Raw genomic sequence first — 15,447 nt, forward strand, 5'->3', positions numbered from 1 at the left:
ATCGCCTGAATCAAAGCGTATCTGAATGTTATTGCATAAACTTTAATAACTTTACCTTGGTTAGGTTTCTTTAACCGTTTTAGTGCGCTATTACTCATCGCTTCTTGCGACACGGTGATGTGACGTAATTTTTGAATGGACACTCGGGTGGCATTTATGACGCGAAAAATGACTTCTCTGCGCAGCCTGGCGGCAGGCTCTGCGCTCCTTTTCCTGTTTGTACCAACTCTCTACGCAGCGGAACAGGCTGCGCCCGAAGCGCCGCCTGTGGATGCGCGCGCCTGGATCCTGATGGATTATTCCAGTGGTAAAGTGCTGGCGGAAGGCAATGCGGATGAGAAACTTGACCCGGCAAGCCTGACGAAAATCATGACCAGCTATGTGGTGGGTCAGGCGCTGAAAGCGGGTAAAATCAAGCTTGACGATATGGTCACCATCGGGAAGGACGCCTGGGCGACCGGCAACCCGGCGCTGCGTGGGTCATCGGTGATGTTCCTCAAACCCGGCGATCAGGTGTCAGTGTCTGATTTGAATAAAGGGGTCATTATCCAGTCCGGTAACGATGCCTGTATTGCGCTGGCCGATTACGTTGCGGGCAGCCAGGACTCCTTTATTGGCCTGATGAATGGCTACGCGCAAAAACTGGGCCTGACCAATACCACCTTTAAAACCGTGCACGGCCTGGATGCGCCGGGTCAGTTCAGTACCGCGCGCGACATGGCGCTGTTAGGCAAAGCGTTGATCCACGACGTGCCGGATGAATATGCCATCCACAAAGAGAAAGAGTTTACCTTCAACAAAATCCGCCAGCCGAACCGTAACCGTCTGCTGTGGAGCAGCAACGTCAACGTCGACGGTATGAAGACCGGCACCACGGCCGGCGCGGGTTATAACCTGGTCGCTTCCGCAACTCAGGGCGATATGCGCCTGATCTCGGTCGTGCTGGGCACCAAAACCGACCGCATTCGTTTTAATGAATCAGAAAAATTGCTGACCTGGGGTTTCCGCTTCTATGAAACCGTCACGCCCATTAAACCGGATGCCACGTTCATCAGCCAGCGCGTCTGGTTTGGTGACAAGAGTGAAGTGAACCTGGGGGCGGGTGAAGGCGGGTCGGTGACCATTCCCCGTGGTCAGCTGAAAAACCTGAAAGCCAGCTACACCCTGACCGACAGCCAGCTCACCGCGCCGCTGAAAAAAGGCCAGGTGGTCGGGACGATTGATTTCCAGCTGAATGGCAAATCGATTGAACAGCGTCCGCTGATTGTGATGGAAGCGGTAGAAGAGGGCGGTTTCTTTAGCCGGATGTGGGACTTCGTCATGATGAAATTCCACGGATGGTTTGGCAGCTGGTTCAGTTAAGCCTCCATTGTCGGGTGGCATCGCGCCACCCGGCATGACCTCTGCACCTGACTCAGTACATCAACTTCACCTGCTGCGCTTTCGCGTAGGCCACGGTCTCTTCATCCGGACGGCAATCGCTGACGATGGCGTCAAAGCGCGACAGCTCACCCATTCTTGCCGGACGAACCTTGCCAAACTTGCTGTGATCGACCACCAGCACATGGTACTGCGCGGCGCTTAATGCCCAGTGCTTGACCGGCAACTCTTCCAGGTTAAAGCAGGTTGCTCCCTGACGGATAGTGACCCCCGCTGCGGAATAAAACGCGATATCCGGACATACGTTGCTGAGCGTATCCTGCAGATTCAGCGGCTTAAAGATGGCATTGCTGGCGTGAAACTCACCGCCACAGAGGATCACCCGGCACTCGGGTTTCTCCTGCAGTGCCAGAAAGGTATTTAGCGAGTAACACACCGCCGTAAACGGGATGCTGCTGTCGATCGCTTCGATTATCCACGGCGTGGTGGTGCCGCAGTCAAAAAACAGCGTCTGATGCGGCTGTACCAGCGAGGCCGCAAGCCGGGCGGCTTTGCGTTTCTCTTCCACCAGGCGCGTCTTTTGGTCGCTGATTAGATAATGGCTGGCGCTACGCGGTTCAAGCACAATGTACCCGCCCAGCAGCACAACAGGCGCGCTCTCGCTGTTCAGATCCCGGCGAATGGTCATCTCAGAGACCCCGAGGAGACTGGCGGCTTCCTTAAGATGAAGCTTATCACTGCGCTTCAGCGCCTGTATCAGCTGAGCAATGCGGTCATCGCGACGTGTTTCCATAGTTCCTCGGGATAAAAAAGTGAACCCCCGCAGGGCGGGGGTTCAAGTGTAACCTGTCAGACTGGGGTTAGTCACGTATCCAGCCTTTGCGGATCGGGATAGCAAAAAGGGTGCGATACAGATAAGACAGGCCGCGGTAGAGCGCTTCACCGAAGAGATTCCACAGGATCGCTGCGCTGACGCAGCCGATGAGACCGACCAGCAACCCCCCCACCATATCCATCGGCCAGTGGACGCCGAGATAAACGCGAGACCAGGCGATAGCCCCTGCCACCACCATCAGCACCACACCCGACCACAGACGATGCCAGAACAGGAAGGCCAGCGCGAAGGTAAAGATAACCGTCCCGTGATCGCTTGGGAACGAGTCATCCGGGGCATGGTGCAGGAAGGTATACCCCGCGTGGTCGACAAAGGGGCGGTCGTGCGGGAACGTCAGGCCCAGAATGTAGCTGACCAGCACGCTGATCCCGAGGGCCATCGCCATCTTAATTACCAGCTGACGCTGCGCCTTCACCTGGCTTCTCGGCCCCCACAGCCAGAGGATCGCCGCCAGCACCGGCACGATACTGATCAGATCTTTTGCCAGGAAGGTGGCGAAATCAATCATCCACTCTGGCGAGGCCGGAGTGGCGTTGATGAGATAAAACAGCTGGTAATTCAAATTCTCTAACATAGCGTTGTCACTCTTTTGCAAACCAGGTGGAGACCAGACCGTAGACCACCAACTGGGAAAACCAGACCCACCACCCAGCCCACAGGTTGTGAGAGAAAAAATGCGCCCCGCGCATGACCTGGCCGTAACCCATCGCCAGACCTAAAACGACGCCCAGCACGACGAAGCACCAGGCAAGACGCGGACGCTCGCGCCAGAAGGCAAAGAACAGTCCCATCACCATAAAGCCGCTGGAGGCATGACCGCCGGGGAAACAGCGCCCCGGACCGCTGTCAGCGGGAGCGGCACTGAACAGCGGATAAGAAACGGCCTTACCGCCATACTCCACCAGATCCCACGGGCAGCTGTGATGGCTTATGCTTTTCAGTACGCCAACCACCAGCGCGCCAAGCCCCATCAGCAGCGCGGCCGTGACCAGTCTCGCATTGCGCCTGAACGCGCCATAAATGAGCGCAACAGCACCTGCGGCGATGGCGATGTACTTCGCCAGTCGATGGTTCAGCAGGTCCAGCAGGTGGTCTTGCTGCAGTGGAAAACGGTGTGCAGCCGCGTCATACCATAAACCGGTGATCCATCTGTCGAGCGTTTCATCGCGGGATAGCCAGGTAAACAGCACGGCAAGGGCTATCAGTATTAAAAGCTGATAACCATAAAAGCGGGGTGGTAGACGGTAAAGTCGTTTTGTCTTATTTGTCTGTAAGTTAGACAATTCTGAACGGCTGGAAGTGGGTGCCATAATCCGGAGTCGTTGACGAGAAATGGGGCTATCATAAATCTGTCAACTTAAGGAAACCTTAAACAAAGACGATATGTGCTTTATTTCTGTTTCTTCTGGATAAATCACTATCTCGGGCCAGGGCATTTCATTACACTCGTCGCGATTTTGTCACGATAAAGAGATTGCATGTTAAACCGTTCTTCTTCTGGTTCACGTCTGGGTCGTCAGGCGTTGCTTTTCCCCTTATGTCTGGTGCTCTACGAATTCTCTACTTACATCGGCAACGATATGATCCAGCCCGGCATGCTGGCCGTTGTCGAACAGTACAACGCAGGGATCGAATGGGTACCGACCTCCATGACTGCCTATCTGGCTGGCGGCATGTTTTTGCAGTGGCTGTTAGGGCCGCTGTCGGATCGTATTGGCCGTCGTCCGGTGATGCTGACGGGCGTGGTGTGGTTTATCGTGACCTGCCTCGCCACGCTGCTGGCGCAAAATATTGAGCAATTTACCCTGCTGCGCTTCCTGCAGGGGGTGAGCCTCTGCTTTATCGGTGCCGTCGGGTATGCCGCCATCCAGGAATCGTTTGAGGAAGCGGTGTGTATCAAGATTACCGCGCTGATGGCGAACGTGGCGCTGATCGCGCCCCTGCTGGGGCCGCTGGTGGGCGCTGCCTGGGTACACGTTGCGCCGTGGGAAGGGATGTTCGTGCTGTTTGCCGTGCTGGCCGCCGTCGCTTTCTTTGGCCTGCACCGCGCGATGCCGGAAACCGCTACCCGTCTGGGTGAGAAACTGTCGCTAAAAGAGCTGGGCCGGGATTACAAAGAAGTGCTGAAGAACGGCCGCTTTGTGGCGGGCGCGCTGGCGACGGGGTTTGTTAGCCTGCCTCTGCTGGCGTGGATTGCCCAGTCGCCGGTCATTATCATCAGCGGCGAGCAGCTCAGCAGCTATGAGTATGGCCTGCTGCAGGTGCCGATTTTTGGCGCGCTGATTATCGGTAACCTGGTGCTGGCGCGTCTCACATCCCGCCGTACGGTGCGTGCCTTGATCATTATGGGCGGCTGGCCCATTGCTGCCGGGCTGGTTCTGGCGGCGGTCGCGACAGTGGTGTCGTCCCATGCGTATTTGTGGATGACCGCAGGATTAAGCGTTTACGCGTTCGGTATCGGTGTGGCGAATGCCGGACTGGTACGCCTGACCCTGTTTGCCAGCGAGATGAGCAAAGGCACGGTGTCAGCGGCGATGGGCATGTTGCAAATGCTGATTTTCACCGTTGGAATCGAGGTGAGCAAACACGCCTACGCATTTGGCGGCAACGGTCTGTTCAGCCTGTTTAATCTGGCTAACGGCGTGCTGTGGGTTGGGCTTATCGTGGTGTTCCTGAAGGATAAACGCGTCGGGAATGCTTTACAGCCGTAAGCTGTTTTCCCTCTCCCGGCGGGAGAGGGCCATGGTGGCGTTAATAAAACGGCGCTTCGCCGTTCAACACCTTATCAATTACATCCAGCACGCCTTCGTCGTTATTGTGCGGGGCTTCAAAGCGCGCCACCGCTTTAATATGCGGCCTGGCGTTTGCCATCGCAAAGCTGAACCCTGACTGGCGCAACATTTCTACGTCGTTCCCGCTATCGCCAAAAGCCACCACTTCGCTGTCATTAATGCCCCAGCGCTTTTGCAGTATTCGCAGACCGTTGGCTTTATGCACCCCGGGGATGATGAGGTCGATACTGCCGTGGCCGGTCGTGACGGGCACCATAATGTCGTTCAGCTTTTCGTGCAGCATCGCCTGAATACGCGGGATGTCGTCGTCAGAGACGTTAAGCCCGAATTTGAAGAAAATATCGTTCAGGTTGCCGAAATCACTCACCATTTCGAGACGGTGGTAGTACTTTGCCGCGATATCCTTAAAGCCGTCGTCATAGTGCTTCAGCGTATAGGCGCTGCTTTTTCCGCAGGCGATAATCTCAATGCCCGGCACATCGTTTAACACGGCGGCAACGGTGTCGAAGTGCGTCTTCGACAGTTCACCGTTGAAGACATCTTCCCCGGCGCTGACCACCCAGCCGCCATTTTCCGCGACAAACGCAATTTCCTGGGCAATCTCCGGGAAAAAGGAAATCAGCTGGTAGTACTGGTTGCCGCTGGCAACCGCAAAGCGAATGCCTTGCGCTTTCATTCGTGCATATTGCGCCAGAAAACGCGGGCGGTTATAGGTCTTGGCATCGCTCAGAAACGTGCCATCCATGTCGACGGCGATCAGTTTAACGCTCATATCCCTTCTCCAGTGTCGTTTGTTCCGTTTCCGGCTTCGCTACCGCGCGCGCTACCAGCGCTGCGATGATCACTAACCCTAACACCACCAGCATGGCGCTGCGCAGCCCGTAGTGCTCACCGAGGAAGCCAAGCAACGGTGGCCCCACCAGGAAGGCGAGGTAGCCCGTGGTCGCCACCACGCTGACGCGGGTCGGTGCATCCGGGCCAGTGTCGCTGGCGGCTGAAATGGTGAGCGGGAAGCCAAGCGATGCCCCCAGACCCCAGAGGATCACCGACACGCCGGCAATCCAGTCCACGTCCACAAAGATGATCATCGCAATCCCCAGCCCGCCCAGCAGGGCGCTGGCACGCACCACCGCCACGCGGCTGTAGCGGTCAATAAACCAGCCACCGGTAAAGCGCCCAACGGTCATCCCGAGGGTGAAACCGGCGTAGATCAGGGAACCGGAGGTTGGACTAAAACCGTGGCCGTCAACCATCAGCAGCGGCAGCCAGTCGTTAGCGGACCCTTCCGCAAAGGCCATCGCCAGCACCACCACGCCGATCAGCATCAGCTGAATGTCGCGGTAAAACGGCAGCCCTTTTTCCGCGGTGGCGTGTTCGTCAGAGGTGTTCTTGCCGGTGCCGTCAGGGATCGCCCGGATACCGGTCAGAATGGGGATAATACATACCAGTGCGGCCAGCAGAATATGCAGGTTCGCGGCGACGCCCGAGGCCGTCAGCGCCATCCCCACACCCGCACCGGCCAGCGTGCCAAGGCTGTAAAAGCCATGCATCATCGGCAGTACGGTTTTATTCATCTCACGTTCAACCGATGCCCCTTCAACGTTAATGGCCACTTCAGCGGCACCGAAGCTGCCGCCAAACACCGTCAGCCCAAGGGCAAACAGCACCGGCGAGGCAAGCCACAGCGCCACGCTCAGCACCAGCATCCCGAACACGGCACAGCACATGGTGGTGCGGATGACCGCCCGTGTACCGAAGCGTTTGACAAGCCACGCGGAGCACAGAATACCGCTCATAGAGCCTATCGACAGGCCAAATAGCACGATGCCCATCTCGGCCGTTGAGACGGATAAAATATCGCGAATGGCCGGGGTACGCGTGGCCCATGAGGCCATCAGCAGACCGGGAATAAAGAAGAACATAAACAGCGCCCACATGCGCAGCTGCAGGGTTCTACGGGGGGAGGTCAGAGTCATTGAAGTCAGCACCGGAAGTACAACAATAGCGACAACACTAGCAAGTTTGTGTACATTTGTACACAAACCACGTGGGGAATTTATGAGCAGAGCACCGAACGATCCTCAACGCCGGGAGAAGATCCTGCAGGCGACCCTGGACACCATTGCAGAGCACGGTATTCATGCCGTGACGCACCGGAAAATCGCCACCTGCGCGGGCGTGCCGCTGGGGTCGATGACCTACTATTTTGACGGTATGGAGTCGCTGCTGGAAGAGGCCTTTACGTGGTTTACCCGGCAGATGTCGCAGCAGTATCGGGATTTCTTCGCCGGCGTGACCGGGCCAGAAATGGCGTGCGAATCCATCACCACGCTGATCCACAGTTCGCAGGTCACGACGCCGCAGAATATGGCGCTGATGTACCAGCTCTATGCCTTTATGCACCGCAGTGCGGCGCTCAAAACGGTAATGCAGGACTGGATGAAGATGAGCCAGACCACGCTTGAGCAGTGGTTCGACCCGTTGACCACCCGCGCGCTGGATGCCTTTATCGAAGGGATGACGCTGCACTTTGTGACCGACAGAGCCCCGCTCACCCGGGAGGAGATCCGGGCGATGGTCGGCAGGATAGCGGGCGAGAGCGGACGTTAGATTGTGGTCGCGCCGGCCGTCATGTTTACCGTTGTTCCCGTGATGGCACCGGCTGCATCTGACGCCAGAAACGCGATGCTATCTGCCACCTGCTCCAGCGTCGGCAGGCGATTCAGCATCGTGCTCTGTGCCGCGCCCTCCAGAAACTGCTCCACGGTGATGCCCATCGCCTGCGCCTTGATGGCGAACAGGTCACCCACACCGGAACCGGCCTGAACCGCGTCGGCTATCGCATGCGAACGCACGCACAGGACACGAATATTCTTTGCCCCCAGCTCCGCCGCGAGCGCACGGGTTAACGCTTCCGTCCCCGCACAGCCGACGATATGCCCGAGATGTCCCGGCATCGCCATATTTGCAGCCGGCGCAACGACGGTGATAAGCGTTCCGGCACGCTCACCGCCCATACGGGGTGCGACAGCTTTGGCGATGTTGAAATAGGCGGCCAGAAAAGGGTCGAACCCCTGTCTGAATTCACTGAGCGTTAATGCGTCGAGGCGTTTACCCTGGTCGTGCATAAAGCCCGTGGCATTCACGACGATATCAATCCCGGCAACGTCCGGGAGCGTCGCGTCGGCATTGAGAGCATCGAAAACAAACAGCCGGGCTGACCCGCCAGCGGCGTGAATGCGGTTAGCGACATGCTCCAGCCTGGCCTGATCGCGTGCCGCGAGGTAGACCGTCGCCCCTTCACGGGCGAGCGCGTACGCAGCGGCGCTGCCAATAGCGCCGCTGCCACCAAAGATAACGGCGGTTTTATTTTTGAGACTCATACCTGCATCCCCTCACCAGACCGGTCCATCAAATTATGGGTCGGGTGACGACGGATGCAACTCCGCCACGGGGCAGGGGATGTGGCTGACAAGACTTACGGCATCACTATCAGCGGATTAGCTGCCGGAGATTTTTTTTCCGCTGGCGTCCACCACCGCTTCGCCATCTTCTTTCGTAAACGCCCCTTTCTGTGCATCAGGCAGGATATCGAGTACGACTTCGGAAGGGCGGCACAGGCGAGTGCCCAACGGCGTCACTACGATCGGACGGTTAATCAGGATCGGATGCTGCAGCATAGAATCGATAAGCTGGTCGTCGGTAAACCGGTCCCCGGCGAGGCCCAGCTGTTCATAAGGTTCGACATTTTTGCGCAGCAAATCCCGCACGGAAATCCCCATCTCAGCAATCAGTCTGATCAGTTCATCACGAGACGGTGGGTTCTCGAGGTACAGAATAATTTCGGGTTCAGTGCCGCTGTTGCGGATCATCTCCAGCGTGTTGCGCGAGGTGCCGCAGGCTGGATTGTGGTAAATGGTGATATGGCTCATATCCGTTACTCATTACAGTGTGAAGGAGAGACGTAACGCCAGCGCGGCGAGCGTCACAAACAGAACCGGCAACGTCATGATGATGCCTGTCCGGAAATAATAGCCCCAGGTGATCGTCATGTTTTTCTGTGCCAGGACATGGAGCCAGAGCAGGGTGGCCAGGCTGCCGATAGGCGTGATCTTCGGACCCAGGTCGCAGCCAATCACGTTGGCATAAATCATCGCGTCCTTAATCACACCCGATGCCGTGCTGCCATCGACAGAGAGTGCCCCAATCAGGACGGTCGGCATATTGTTCATTATGGATGACAGGAACGCCGTGATGAACCCGGTACCGAGCGTGGTGGCCCACAGGCCATGCCCGGCGAGGAGATTGAGTACCCCTGACAGATACTCCGTCAGCCCGGCATTGCGCAGTCCATACACCACCAGGTACATCCCCAGCGAGAAGATAACGATCTGCCACGGTGCGCCACGAAGCACTTTTCCCGTATTAATGGCATGCCCGCGCTTTGCAACGGCAAACAAAATCAACGCGCCTGCTGTCGCGATAGCACTGACCGGAATACCGAGCGGTTCAAGTACAAAGAACCCGACAAGGAGCAGTAACAGAACAACCCAGCCCGTTCTGAAGGTTGGAAGATCGTTAATCGCGCGGGAAGGCTCGCGGAGTTTTGACAGGTCGTATACCGGCGGAATGTCCTTTCGAAAGAACAGATGCAGCATCACCAGCGTGGCCGCAATCGCGGCGAGATCCACGGGGATCATCACCGAGGCGTATTCGCTGAACCCCAGCGAGAAGAAGTCTGCCGATACGATATTGACCAGGTTCGAAACGATCAACGGCAGGCTGGCAGTGTCGGCGATAAATCCAGCCGCCATGACAAACGCCAGCGTGGCCTGCTTGCTGAACCCGAGGGCGAGCAGCATGGCGATAACGATGGGCGTGAGGATAAGCGCCGCGCCGTCGTTGGCAAAAAGCGCCGCAACGGCCGCACCCAGCAGAACGATATACGTAAACAGTAACCGGCCGTTGCCATTACCCCAGCGGGCCACATGCAGCGCCGCCCACTCGAAAAATCCGGACTCATCAAGCAGCAGGCTGATGATGATGACGGCGATAAACGTGGCCGTCGCGTTCCAGACAATATTCCACACCACCGGAATATCGTTAATGTGGATCACGCCGCTGACCAGCGCCAGTACAGCACCCATCGTGGCGCTCCAGCCGATACTTAACCCTCTGGGCTGCCAGATGACCAGCACCAGTGTAAACAGAAAAATTGCCCCAGCCAGAAACATCGTGAACTCCGTTATATCTGTTTTTATGAATGTGTTTTAACACGCGCCCGGAAGACGGTTTTTCAGCTTTGTGCGGGTCTCTTCCCGCAAGCAGTTCCAGCTGTTGTCAATCACGGTGGCAGCCCATGCCGGCATAGTGGGGGACAAACGGTAATAAACCCATTTCCCCTCCCGGCGATCGCTCACCAGCCCGGATTCACGCAGCAGAGCCATATGGCGCGATACCTTGGGCTGTGATTCAGCCGTGGCGGAACAGAGATCGCAGACGCACAGTTCCCCGGCTTCGCGCAGCAGCATGACGATGGACAGGCGGGTCTCGTCGGAGAGGGCTTTGAAAAGTTGGACCGGATGTAGCATCGGCTTTCCTGCGGTTGGTTATATATGGTTAAGCATATATGTTTGGGTGGGAAGAGGGAAGGCGGAATGTTGACGAGGGGAATTTCAGGCAACAAAAAACCCATCAACCTTGAACCAAAACGGCGGGGTTGATGGGCTCCACAAATTGGGGACATCAAAGAAAAGCAGTGGCAATAGTTATGACTGCCCCCTGATAAAAAAGTTCTGCGCGTAACGAAAATTTTTTCGTCGTGCGCAGAACTTAAGAGTTATCCGAGTCCAGGCCAGATGATGATGATCAGCGTACCCGCCAGCGTAAGCAGTACGTTAGCGATAGCGTAGGTGCCCGCATAGCCCAGCGCAGGAATATTGCTGCGTGCGGTATCACTGATAATTTCCATTGCCGGGGCGCAGGTACGGGCCCCCATCATTGCCCCGAAGAGCAGGGCGCGGTTCATGCGAAGCACATAAGCACCGAACAGGAAGCAAATCACGACCGGTACCAGGCTGACAATAAGTCCGGAAACCAACATCTGCCAGCCAACAGCCCCCAGGCTGTGGCCAATGCCGCTACCGGCGCTTAAGCCGACACCCGCCATAAAGACCATCAGACCAAACTCTTTCACCATATTGAGCGCCCCCTGCGGAATGTAGCCGAAGGTCGGGTGGTTCGCTCGCAGGAAGCCCAGCATGATGCCGGCGAACAGCAGCCCGGCAGCGTTACCGATGCCAAAGCTAAAGTTGCTGAACTGGAAGGTGATCATCCCAATCATCAGGCCAACGATAAAGAAGGCGCAGAAGGCCAGCAGGTCGGTGACCTGGCTGTGAATAGAGATAAAGCCGATGCGGTCTGCAACGGTTTTCACGCGTCGCGCATCGCCGCTGACCTGCAGAACGTCGCCTTTGTTCAGCACGACGTTGTCGTCAATTGGCATCTCGATCTGGCTGCGGATCACGCGGTTGAGGAAGCAACCATGATCGGTCAGCTTCAGCTGCGCCAGACGACGGCCGACGGCGTTATGGTTTTTCACCACAATCTCTTCGGTGACGATACGCATGTCGAGCAGATCGCGGTCAAACACCTCTTTACCGTTGCGGAAGCTCGGGTCGAGGCGGGCGTGGGCATCCGGGTAACCGACCAGGGCAATGTCATCGCCCATCTGCAGCACGGCGTCGCCGTCCGGGTTTGCCAGAATGCCGTTACGGCGAATACGTTCGATATAGCAGCCTGTCTGGCGGTAAATCCCCAGCTCGCGGAGGTTTTTCCCGTCCGCCCATGCAACCAGCTCGGGCCCAACGCGGTAGGCGCGAATCACGGGCAGATAGACTTTACGCTTGCTGTCGGTGTCCAGACCGCGTTCGCGGGCAATTTGCTGAGCGCTGGTCTGCAAATCCTGGTGCTGCAGTTTTGGCAGGTAGCGGGCGCCCACAATCAGGCTCACCAGACCAATCAGATAGGTCAGGGCATAGCCCAGGCTCAGGTGGTCGAGCGCGGTAGAGAGTTGCGCACCGGCCATGCCGGAGTGGCGCAGGGTATCGCCTGCACCCACCAGCACTGGCGTGGAGGTCATCGAGCCGGCGAGCATACCGGCCGTTAGCCCGATATCCCAGCCAAACAGTTTACCCAGCCCTAAGGCGATCAGCAGCGCGCTGCCGACCATGACCAGCGCCAGCATCAGATAATTTTTGCCGTCGCGGAAGAAAATAGAAAAAAAGTTGGGCCCGGCTTCCACACCAACACAAAAAATAAACAGCATAAAACCTAAGTTGAGCGCGTCCGTGTTAATGCTGAAATGCTGCTGGCCTAATAATAGTGAGACGACTAAAACGCCAATGGAATTACCAAGTTGAACCGAACCAAGGCGCAATTTACCCAGGCAAAGGCCCAGCGCCAGTACCACAAATAATAACAGGATGTAATTCCCATTTAACAAGTCTGCGACGTTTATATTCACGGAGGCTAACTTCTTGTTTACCAGTAAGTTGTTGAATGAAAGGACTTTTTGGGCTACTGTTTTCTGGGTCAGGGAAAGGCTTTAACGCTCCCTGTTTCCAGCTTTATTCCCTAAAACATTAGCTGGCGGTTAGTTTAATCGTATTAGCTACTGACAGCCACCTATTATCGCTTCACCCTGTGTGTACTTTGGCAAGGATTGCCGCATTGCTTTATCTGACTGGGCGTCTACCCGACGAAAGTGTATTTGATAGAGATAAGTCAGGAGGATAGTTTGAACATTAAACGAAACTGGGCGGGGGTGATCAGCTGCTTTTTGCTGTTCATTGTCGTTTGCATGTCCCTCGCTTTTAATGTGAAGGGGGCGTTCAGGGCGTCGGGTCATCCGGAGCTGGGGCTGCTCTTTTTCACACTGCCAGGGGCTGCTGCCAGTTTTCTCTCCCGCCGGGGGGAAGTGGTGAAACCGTTACTGGGCGCAATACTTGCAGCGCCGCTGTGTCTGCTGCTGATGCGGTCACTGTATATTTCAACGCGAAGTTTCTGGCAGGAGCTGGCGTGGTTGCTGAGTGGCGTCTTCTGGTGCGCACTGGGAGCGCTATGCTTTTTGTTTGTTCATAGCATGTTGGCCCGGCGCAGACAGCACAAATAAAAACGCCCTCAGGGTGAGGGCGTCTTAGCATTACTGAGCGGCAAACAGGCCCAGATGTTCTTTAGCGTATGCTTCAAAGTCTGTGCAACCGCCGATGTGTTTCTGATCGAGGAAAATCTGCGGTACGGTTTCAACCGGTTTACCCACGGTTTTTTCCAGATCGGCTTTGCTGATCCCTTCCGCGTGGATATCAACATAACGGAAGTTAAAATCATCACGCTCTTCGGTCAGTTTCTCAGCCAGCTCTTTCGCGCGCACACAGTAAGGGCACCCTGGACGACCAAAAATTACTGCAAACATTTCTCTCTCCTCGAAAACAAGCCTGACGGCGAATGGGTCTATAGTGCCCGATAACCTGCCGTCATTAAAGAAGGTTTCGCCTGTCGTTATAATACCTCTCAGCTATGTTTCGCCAATTACATCGCGCGCATCATTGCCTATACTGGCTGCGATATGATTCACGCAAGACAAAGAGAGACAAGATGACGCCAACCATAGACCTGCTACGTTCCCATCGTTCAATTCGCCACTTCACCGACGAGCCGATAACGCCGGCGCAGCGTGAAGCCATTATTGACAGTGCAAGGGCGACATCCAGCTCCAGCTTCCTGCAGTGCAGCTCCATTATTCGTATTACCGACCCGGCAATGCGTGAACAACTGGTGACCCTCACCGGTGGACAAAAGCATGTGGCACAGGCAGCCGAGTTCTGGGTGTTCTGCGCCGATTTTAACCGTCACCTGCAGATCTGCCCGCAAGCCGAGCTTGGCCTTGCCGAGCAGCTGCTGCTGGGTGTGGTGGACACCGCACTGATGGCGCAAAACGCCTTCACGGCGGCGGAATCGCTGGGGCTGGGCGGCGTGTACATCGGCGGGCTGCGTAACAATATCGAAAGCGTTACCGAACTGCTGAAGCTGCCAAAACATGTTCTGCCCCTGTTTGGCCTGTGCCTTGGCTGGCCTGCGGATAACCCGGATCTCAAGCCGCGCCTGCCTGCGGCGATGCTGGTGCATGAAAACCACTACCAGCCTGTCGATCAGGATGTGCTGGCGCAATACGATGAAGAGCTGGCGCACTACTACATGACGCGCGACAGCAATAACCGTCGCGATACCTGGAGTGACCACATTCGTCGCACCATCATTAAAGAGAATCGCCCGTTTATTCTCGACTATCTGCACAAACAGGGCTGGGCGACACGATAGCCCATTCATCCTGCGCCTGCCTGCGTGTATGATACGCAGGCTTTTTCCATGTCTTTAGAGAGGTGCAGGGTGAAAATTGCCATTTTGTCCCGGGATGGAACGCTCTATTCATGTAAACGCCTGCGAGAAGCGGCGGCAAAACGGGGGCATCAGGTTGAGATCCTCGATCCGATGTCCTGCTATATGAACATTGATCCTGCTGCCTCATCGATTCATTACAAAGGCCGCAAGCTCCCGCATTTTGATGCGGTTATCCCCCGCATCGGCTCCCAGATAACCTATTACGGCACGGCCGCGTTGCGCCAGTTTGAGATGCTGGGCAGCTATCCGCTCAATGAATCCGTTGCGATATCTCGTGCCCGCGATAAGCTCCGTTCGCTGCAACTGCTTGCCCGGCAGGGAATCGATCTTCCGGTTACCGGCATTGCGCATTCACCGGACGACACCAGCGATTTAATCGATATGGTGGGTGGCGCGCCGCTAGTGATCAAGCTGGTGGAAGGCACTCAGGGCATTGGTGTGGTGCTGGCCGAAACGCGGCAGGCGGCGGAAAGCGTGATTGACGCCTTTCGTGGGCTGAATGCCCATATTCTGGTGCAGGAGTACATTGAAGAAGCCAAAGGACGCGACATTCGCTGTTTTGTTGTCGGTAACGAGGTGGTTGCGGCCATCGAACGCCAGGCAAAAGAGGGCGACTTCCGCTCTAATCTGCACCGTGGCGGCGTGGCGAGAGTCGCGGATATCAGCGATCGCGAGCGTGAGATTGCCGTGAAGGCGGCGCAAACGCTGGGGCTGGATGTGGCGGGTGTTGATTTACTGCGGGCGACGCGCGGGCCGTTGGTGATGGAGGTGAATGCCTCACCGGGACTGGAAGGGGTGGAAAAAACCACCGGGGTCGATATTGCGGGTAAAATGATCTCATGGGTCGAGCGCCACGCAACGCCGGGCTACTGTCTGAAAACGGGCGGTTAAATGGATTACAGCGCACTTTTTGCGTACTCT

The 15,447-nt window shown here is 56.4% G+C and carries 17 protein-coding genes; 6 read left to right on the top strand and 11 right to left on the bottom strand.

The genetic code is table 11. The annotated features are described in order from the left end of the window. The first annotated feature begins 156 nt into the window (after positions 1 to 156). The gene (dacC, locus tag HV340_RS06950) at positions 157 to 1,362 is read left to right on the top strand and encodes a serine-type D-Ala-D-Ala carboxypeptidase (protein WP_020884884.1); all 1,206 of its coding nucleotides are present in this window, start codon (positions 157 to 159) and stop codon (positions 1,360 to 1,362) included. 52 nt (positions 1,363 to 1,414) lie between these two features. Here dacC and deoR read toward each other — a convergent pair whose 3' ends face one another. The 3 genes from deoR to HV340_RS06965 form a co-directional block, all read right to left on the bottom strand. Further along, entirely contained in the window at positions 1,415 to 2,173 is a 759-nt protein-coding gene (gene deoR, locus HV340_RS06955) for a DNA-binding transcriptional repressor DeoR (protein ID WP_063925226.1), read from the bottom strand. Between the two features lie 67 nt (positions 2,174 to 2,240). Beyond that, positions 2,241 to 2,849 carry an undecaprenyl-diphosphate phosphatase gene (gene ybjG, locus HV340_RS06960; RefSeq protein ID WP_040017009.1) on the bottom strand — a complete coding sequence of 203 codons (609 nt, stop codon included), beginning with the start codon at positions 2,847 to 2,849 and terminating at the stop codon, positions 2,241 to 2,243. A gap of 7 nt (positions 2,850 to 2,856) precedes the next feature. Next, a complete protein-coding gene (locus HV340_RS06965) occupies positions 2,857 to 3,585 on the bottom strand; it encodes a phosphatase PAP2 family protein (protein ID WP_014169294.1) in 729 nt (242 codons plus the stop codon). A 168-nt stretch (positions 3,586 to 3,753) separates the two neighbouring features. Here HV340_RS06965 and HV340_RS06970 point away from each other — a divergent pair, with 168 nt between their 5' ends. After that, positions 3,754 to 4,986 (top strand): MFS transporter, encoded by a 1,233-nt coding sequence (locus HV340_RS06970; RefSeq protein WP_014169295.1) that lies wholly within the window; start codon positions 3,754 to 3,756, stop codon positions 4,984 to 4,986. Positions 4,987 to 5,026: 40 nt separating this feature from the next. On the opposite strand, the gene HV340_RS06975 is transcribed toward HV340_RS06970, so the two are convergent. Next, on the bottom strand, positions 5,027 to 5,839 hold the full coding sequence (locus HV340_RS06975; RefSeq protein WP_059305488.1) for a Cof-type HAD-IIB family hydrolase: 813 nt from the start codon (positions 5,837 to 5,839) through the stop codon (positions 5,027 to 5,029). Beyond that, positions 5,829 to 7,043, bottom strand: coding sequence for an MFS transporter (locus HV340_RS06980; RefSeq protein WP_032677755.1), 1,215 nt, complete (start codon positions 7,041 to 7,043; stop codon positions 5,829 to 5,831). Before HV340_RS06980 ends, HV340_RS06975 begins: the two co-directional genes overlap by 11 nt. An 82-nt stretch (positions 7,044 to 7,125) precedes the next feature. Here HV340_RS06980 and HV340_RS06985 point away from each other — a divergent pair, with 82 nt between their 5' ends. Then, the gene (locus HV340_RS06985; RefSeq protein ID WP_063925224.1) at positions 7,126 to 7,677 is read left to right on the top strand and encodes a TetR family transcriptional regulator; all 552 of its coding nucleotides are present in this window, start codon (positions 7,126 to 7,128) and stop codon (positions 7,675 to 7,677) included. Here HV340_RS06985 and HV340_RS06990 read toward each other — a convergent pair. From HV340_RS06990 to HV340_RS07010, 5 genes are all read right to left on the bottom strand, one after another. After that, positions 7,674 to 8,450, bottom strand: a complete 777-nt coding sequence (locus HV340_RS06990; RefSeq protein WP_063925223.1) for an SDR family oxidoreductase — start codon at positions 8,448 to 8,450, stop codon at positions 7,674 to 7,676. The genes HV340_RS06985 and HV340_RS06990 overlap by 4 nt on opposite strands. Positions 8,451 to 8,567: 117 nt before the next feature. Beyond that, a complete protein-coding gene (gene arsC, locus HV340_RS06995; protein ID WP_063925222.1) occupies positions 8,568 to 8,999 on the bottom strand; it encodes a glutaredoxin-dependent arsenate reductase in 432 nt (143 codons plus the stop codon). Positions 9,000 to 9,011: 12 nt separating this feature from the next. Next, the gene (locus tag HV340_RS07000) at positions 9,012 to 10,301 is read right to left on the bottom strand and encodes an arsenic transporter (protein WP_063925221.1); all 1,290 of its coding nucleotides are present in this window, start codon (positions 10,299 to 10,301) and stop codon (positions 9,012 to 9,014) included. Between the two features lie 36 nt (positions 10,302 to 10,337). Beyond that, entirely contained in the window at positions 10,338 to 10,658 is a 321-nt protein-coding gene (locus HV340_RS07005; RefSeq protein ID WP_032677759.1) for a metalloregulator ArsR/SmtB family transcription factor, read from the bottom strand. A gap of 248 nt (positions 10,659 to 10,906) precedes the next feature. After that, complete coding sequence (locus tag HV340_RS07010; RefSeq protein WP_014169303.1) at positions 10,907 to 12,592, bottom strand: aspartate:alanine antiporter; 1,686 nt, start codon at positions 12,590 to 12,592, stop codon at positions 10,907 to 10,909. A gap of 273 nt (positions 12,593 to 12,865) precedes the next feature. Between HV340_RS07010 and HV340_RS07015 the strand changes: the two genes are divergently transcribed. Next, positions 12,866 to 13,240 (top strand): inner membrane protein YbjM, encoded by a 375-nt coding sequence (locus HV340_RS07015; RefSeq protein ID WP_020884874.1) that lies wholly within the window; start codon positions 12,866 to 12,868, stop codon positions 13,238 to 13,240. A 30-nt stretch (positions 13,241 to 13,270) separates the two neighbouring features. On the opposite strand, the gene HV340_RS07020 is transcribed toward HV340_RS07015, so the two are convergent. Next, positions 13,271 to 13,540, bottom strand: coding sequence for a GrxA family glutaredoxin (locus HV340_RS07020; protein WP_014169305.1), 270 nt, complete (start codon positions 13,538 to 13,540; stop codon positions 13,271 to 13,273). Positions 13,541 to 13,722: 182 nt separating this feature from the next. Between HV340_RS07020 and nfsA the strand changes: the two genes are divergently transcribed. After that, a complete protein-coding gene (nfsA, locus tag HV340_RS07025) occupies positions 13,723 to 14,445 on the top strand; it encodes a nitroreductase NfsA (protein WP_025204598.1) in 723 nt (240 codons plus the stop codon). A gap of 69 nt (positions 14,446 to 14,514) precedes the next feature. Continuing rightward, complete coding sequence (rimK, locus tag HV340_RS07030; RefSeq protein WP_020884872.1) at positions 14,515 to 15,417, top strand: 30S ribosomal protein S6--L-glutamate ligase; 903 nt, start codon at positions 14,515 to 14,517, stop codon at positions 15,415 to 15,417. Positions 15,418 to 15,447: the final 30 nt, after the last annotated feature.

The organism is Enterobacter sp. RHBSTW-00975 (genome assembly GCF_013615235.1).
Taxonomy (GTDB): Bacteria; Pseudomonadota; Gammaproteobacteria; order Enterobacterales; family Enterobacteriaceae; genus Enterobacter; species Enterobacter ludwigii.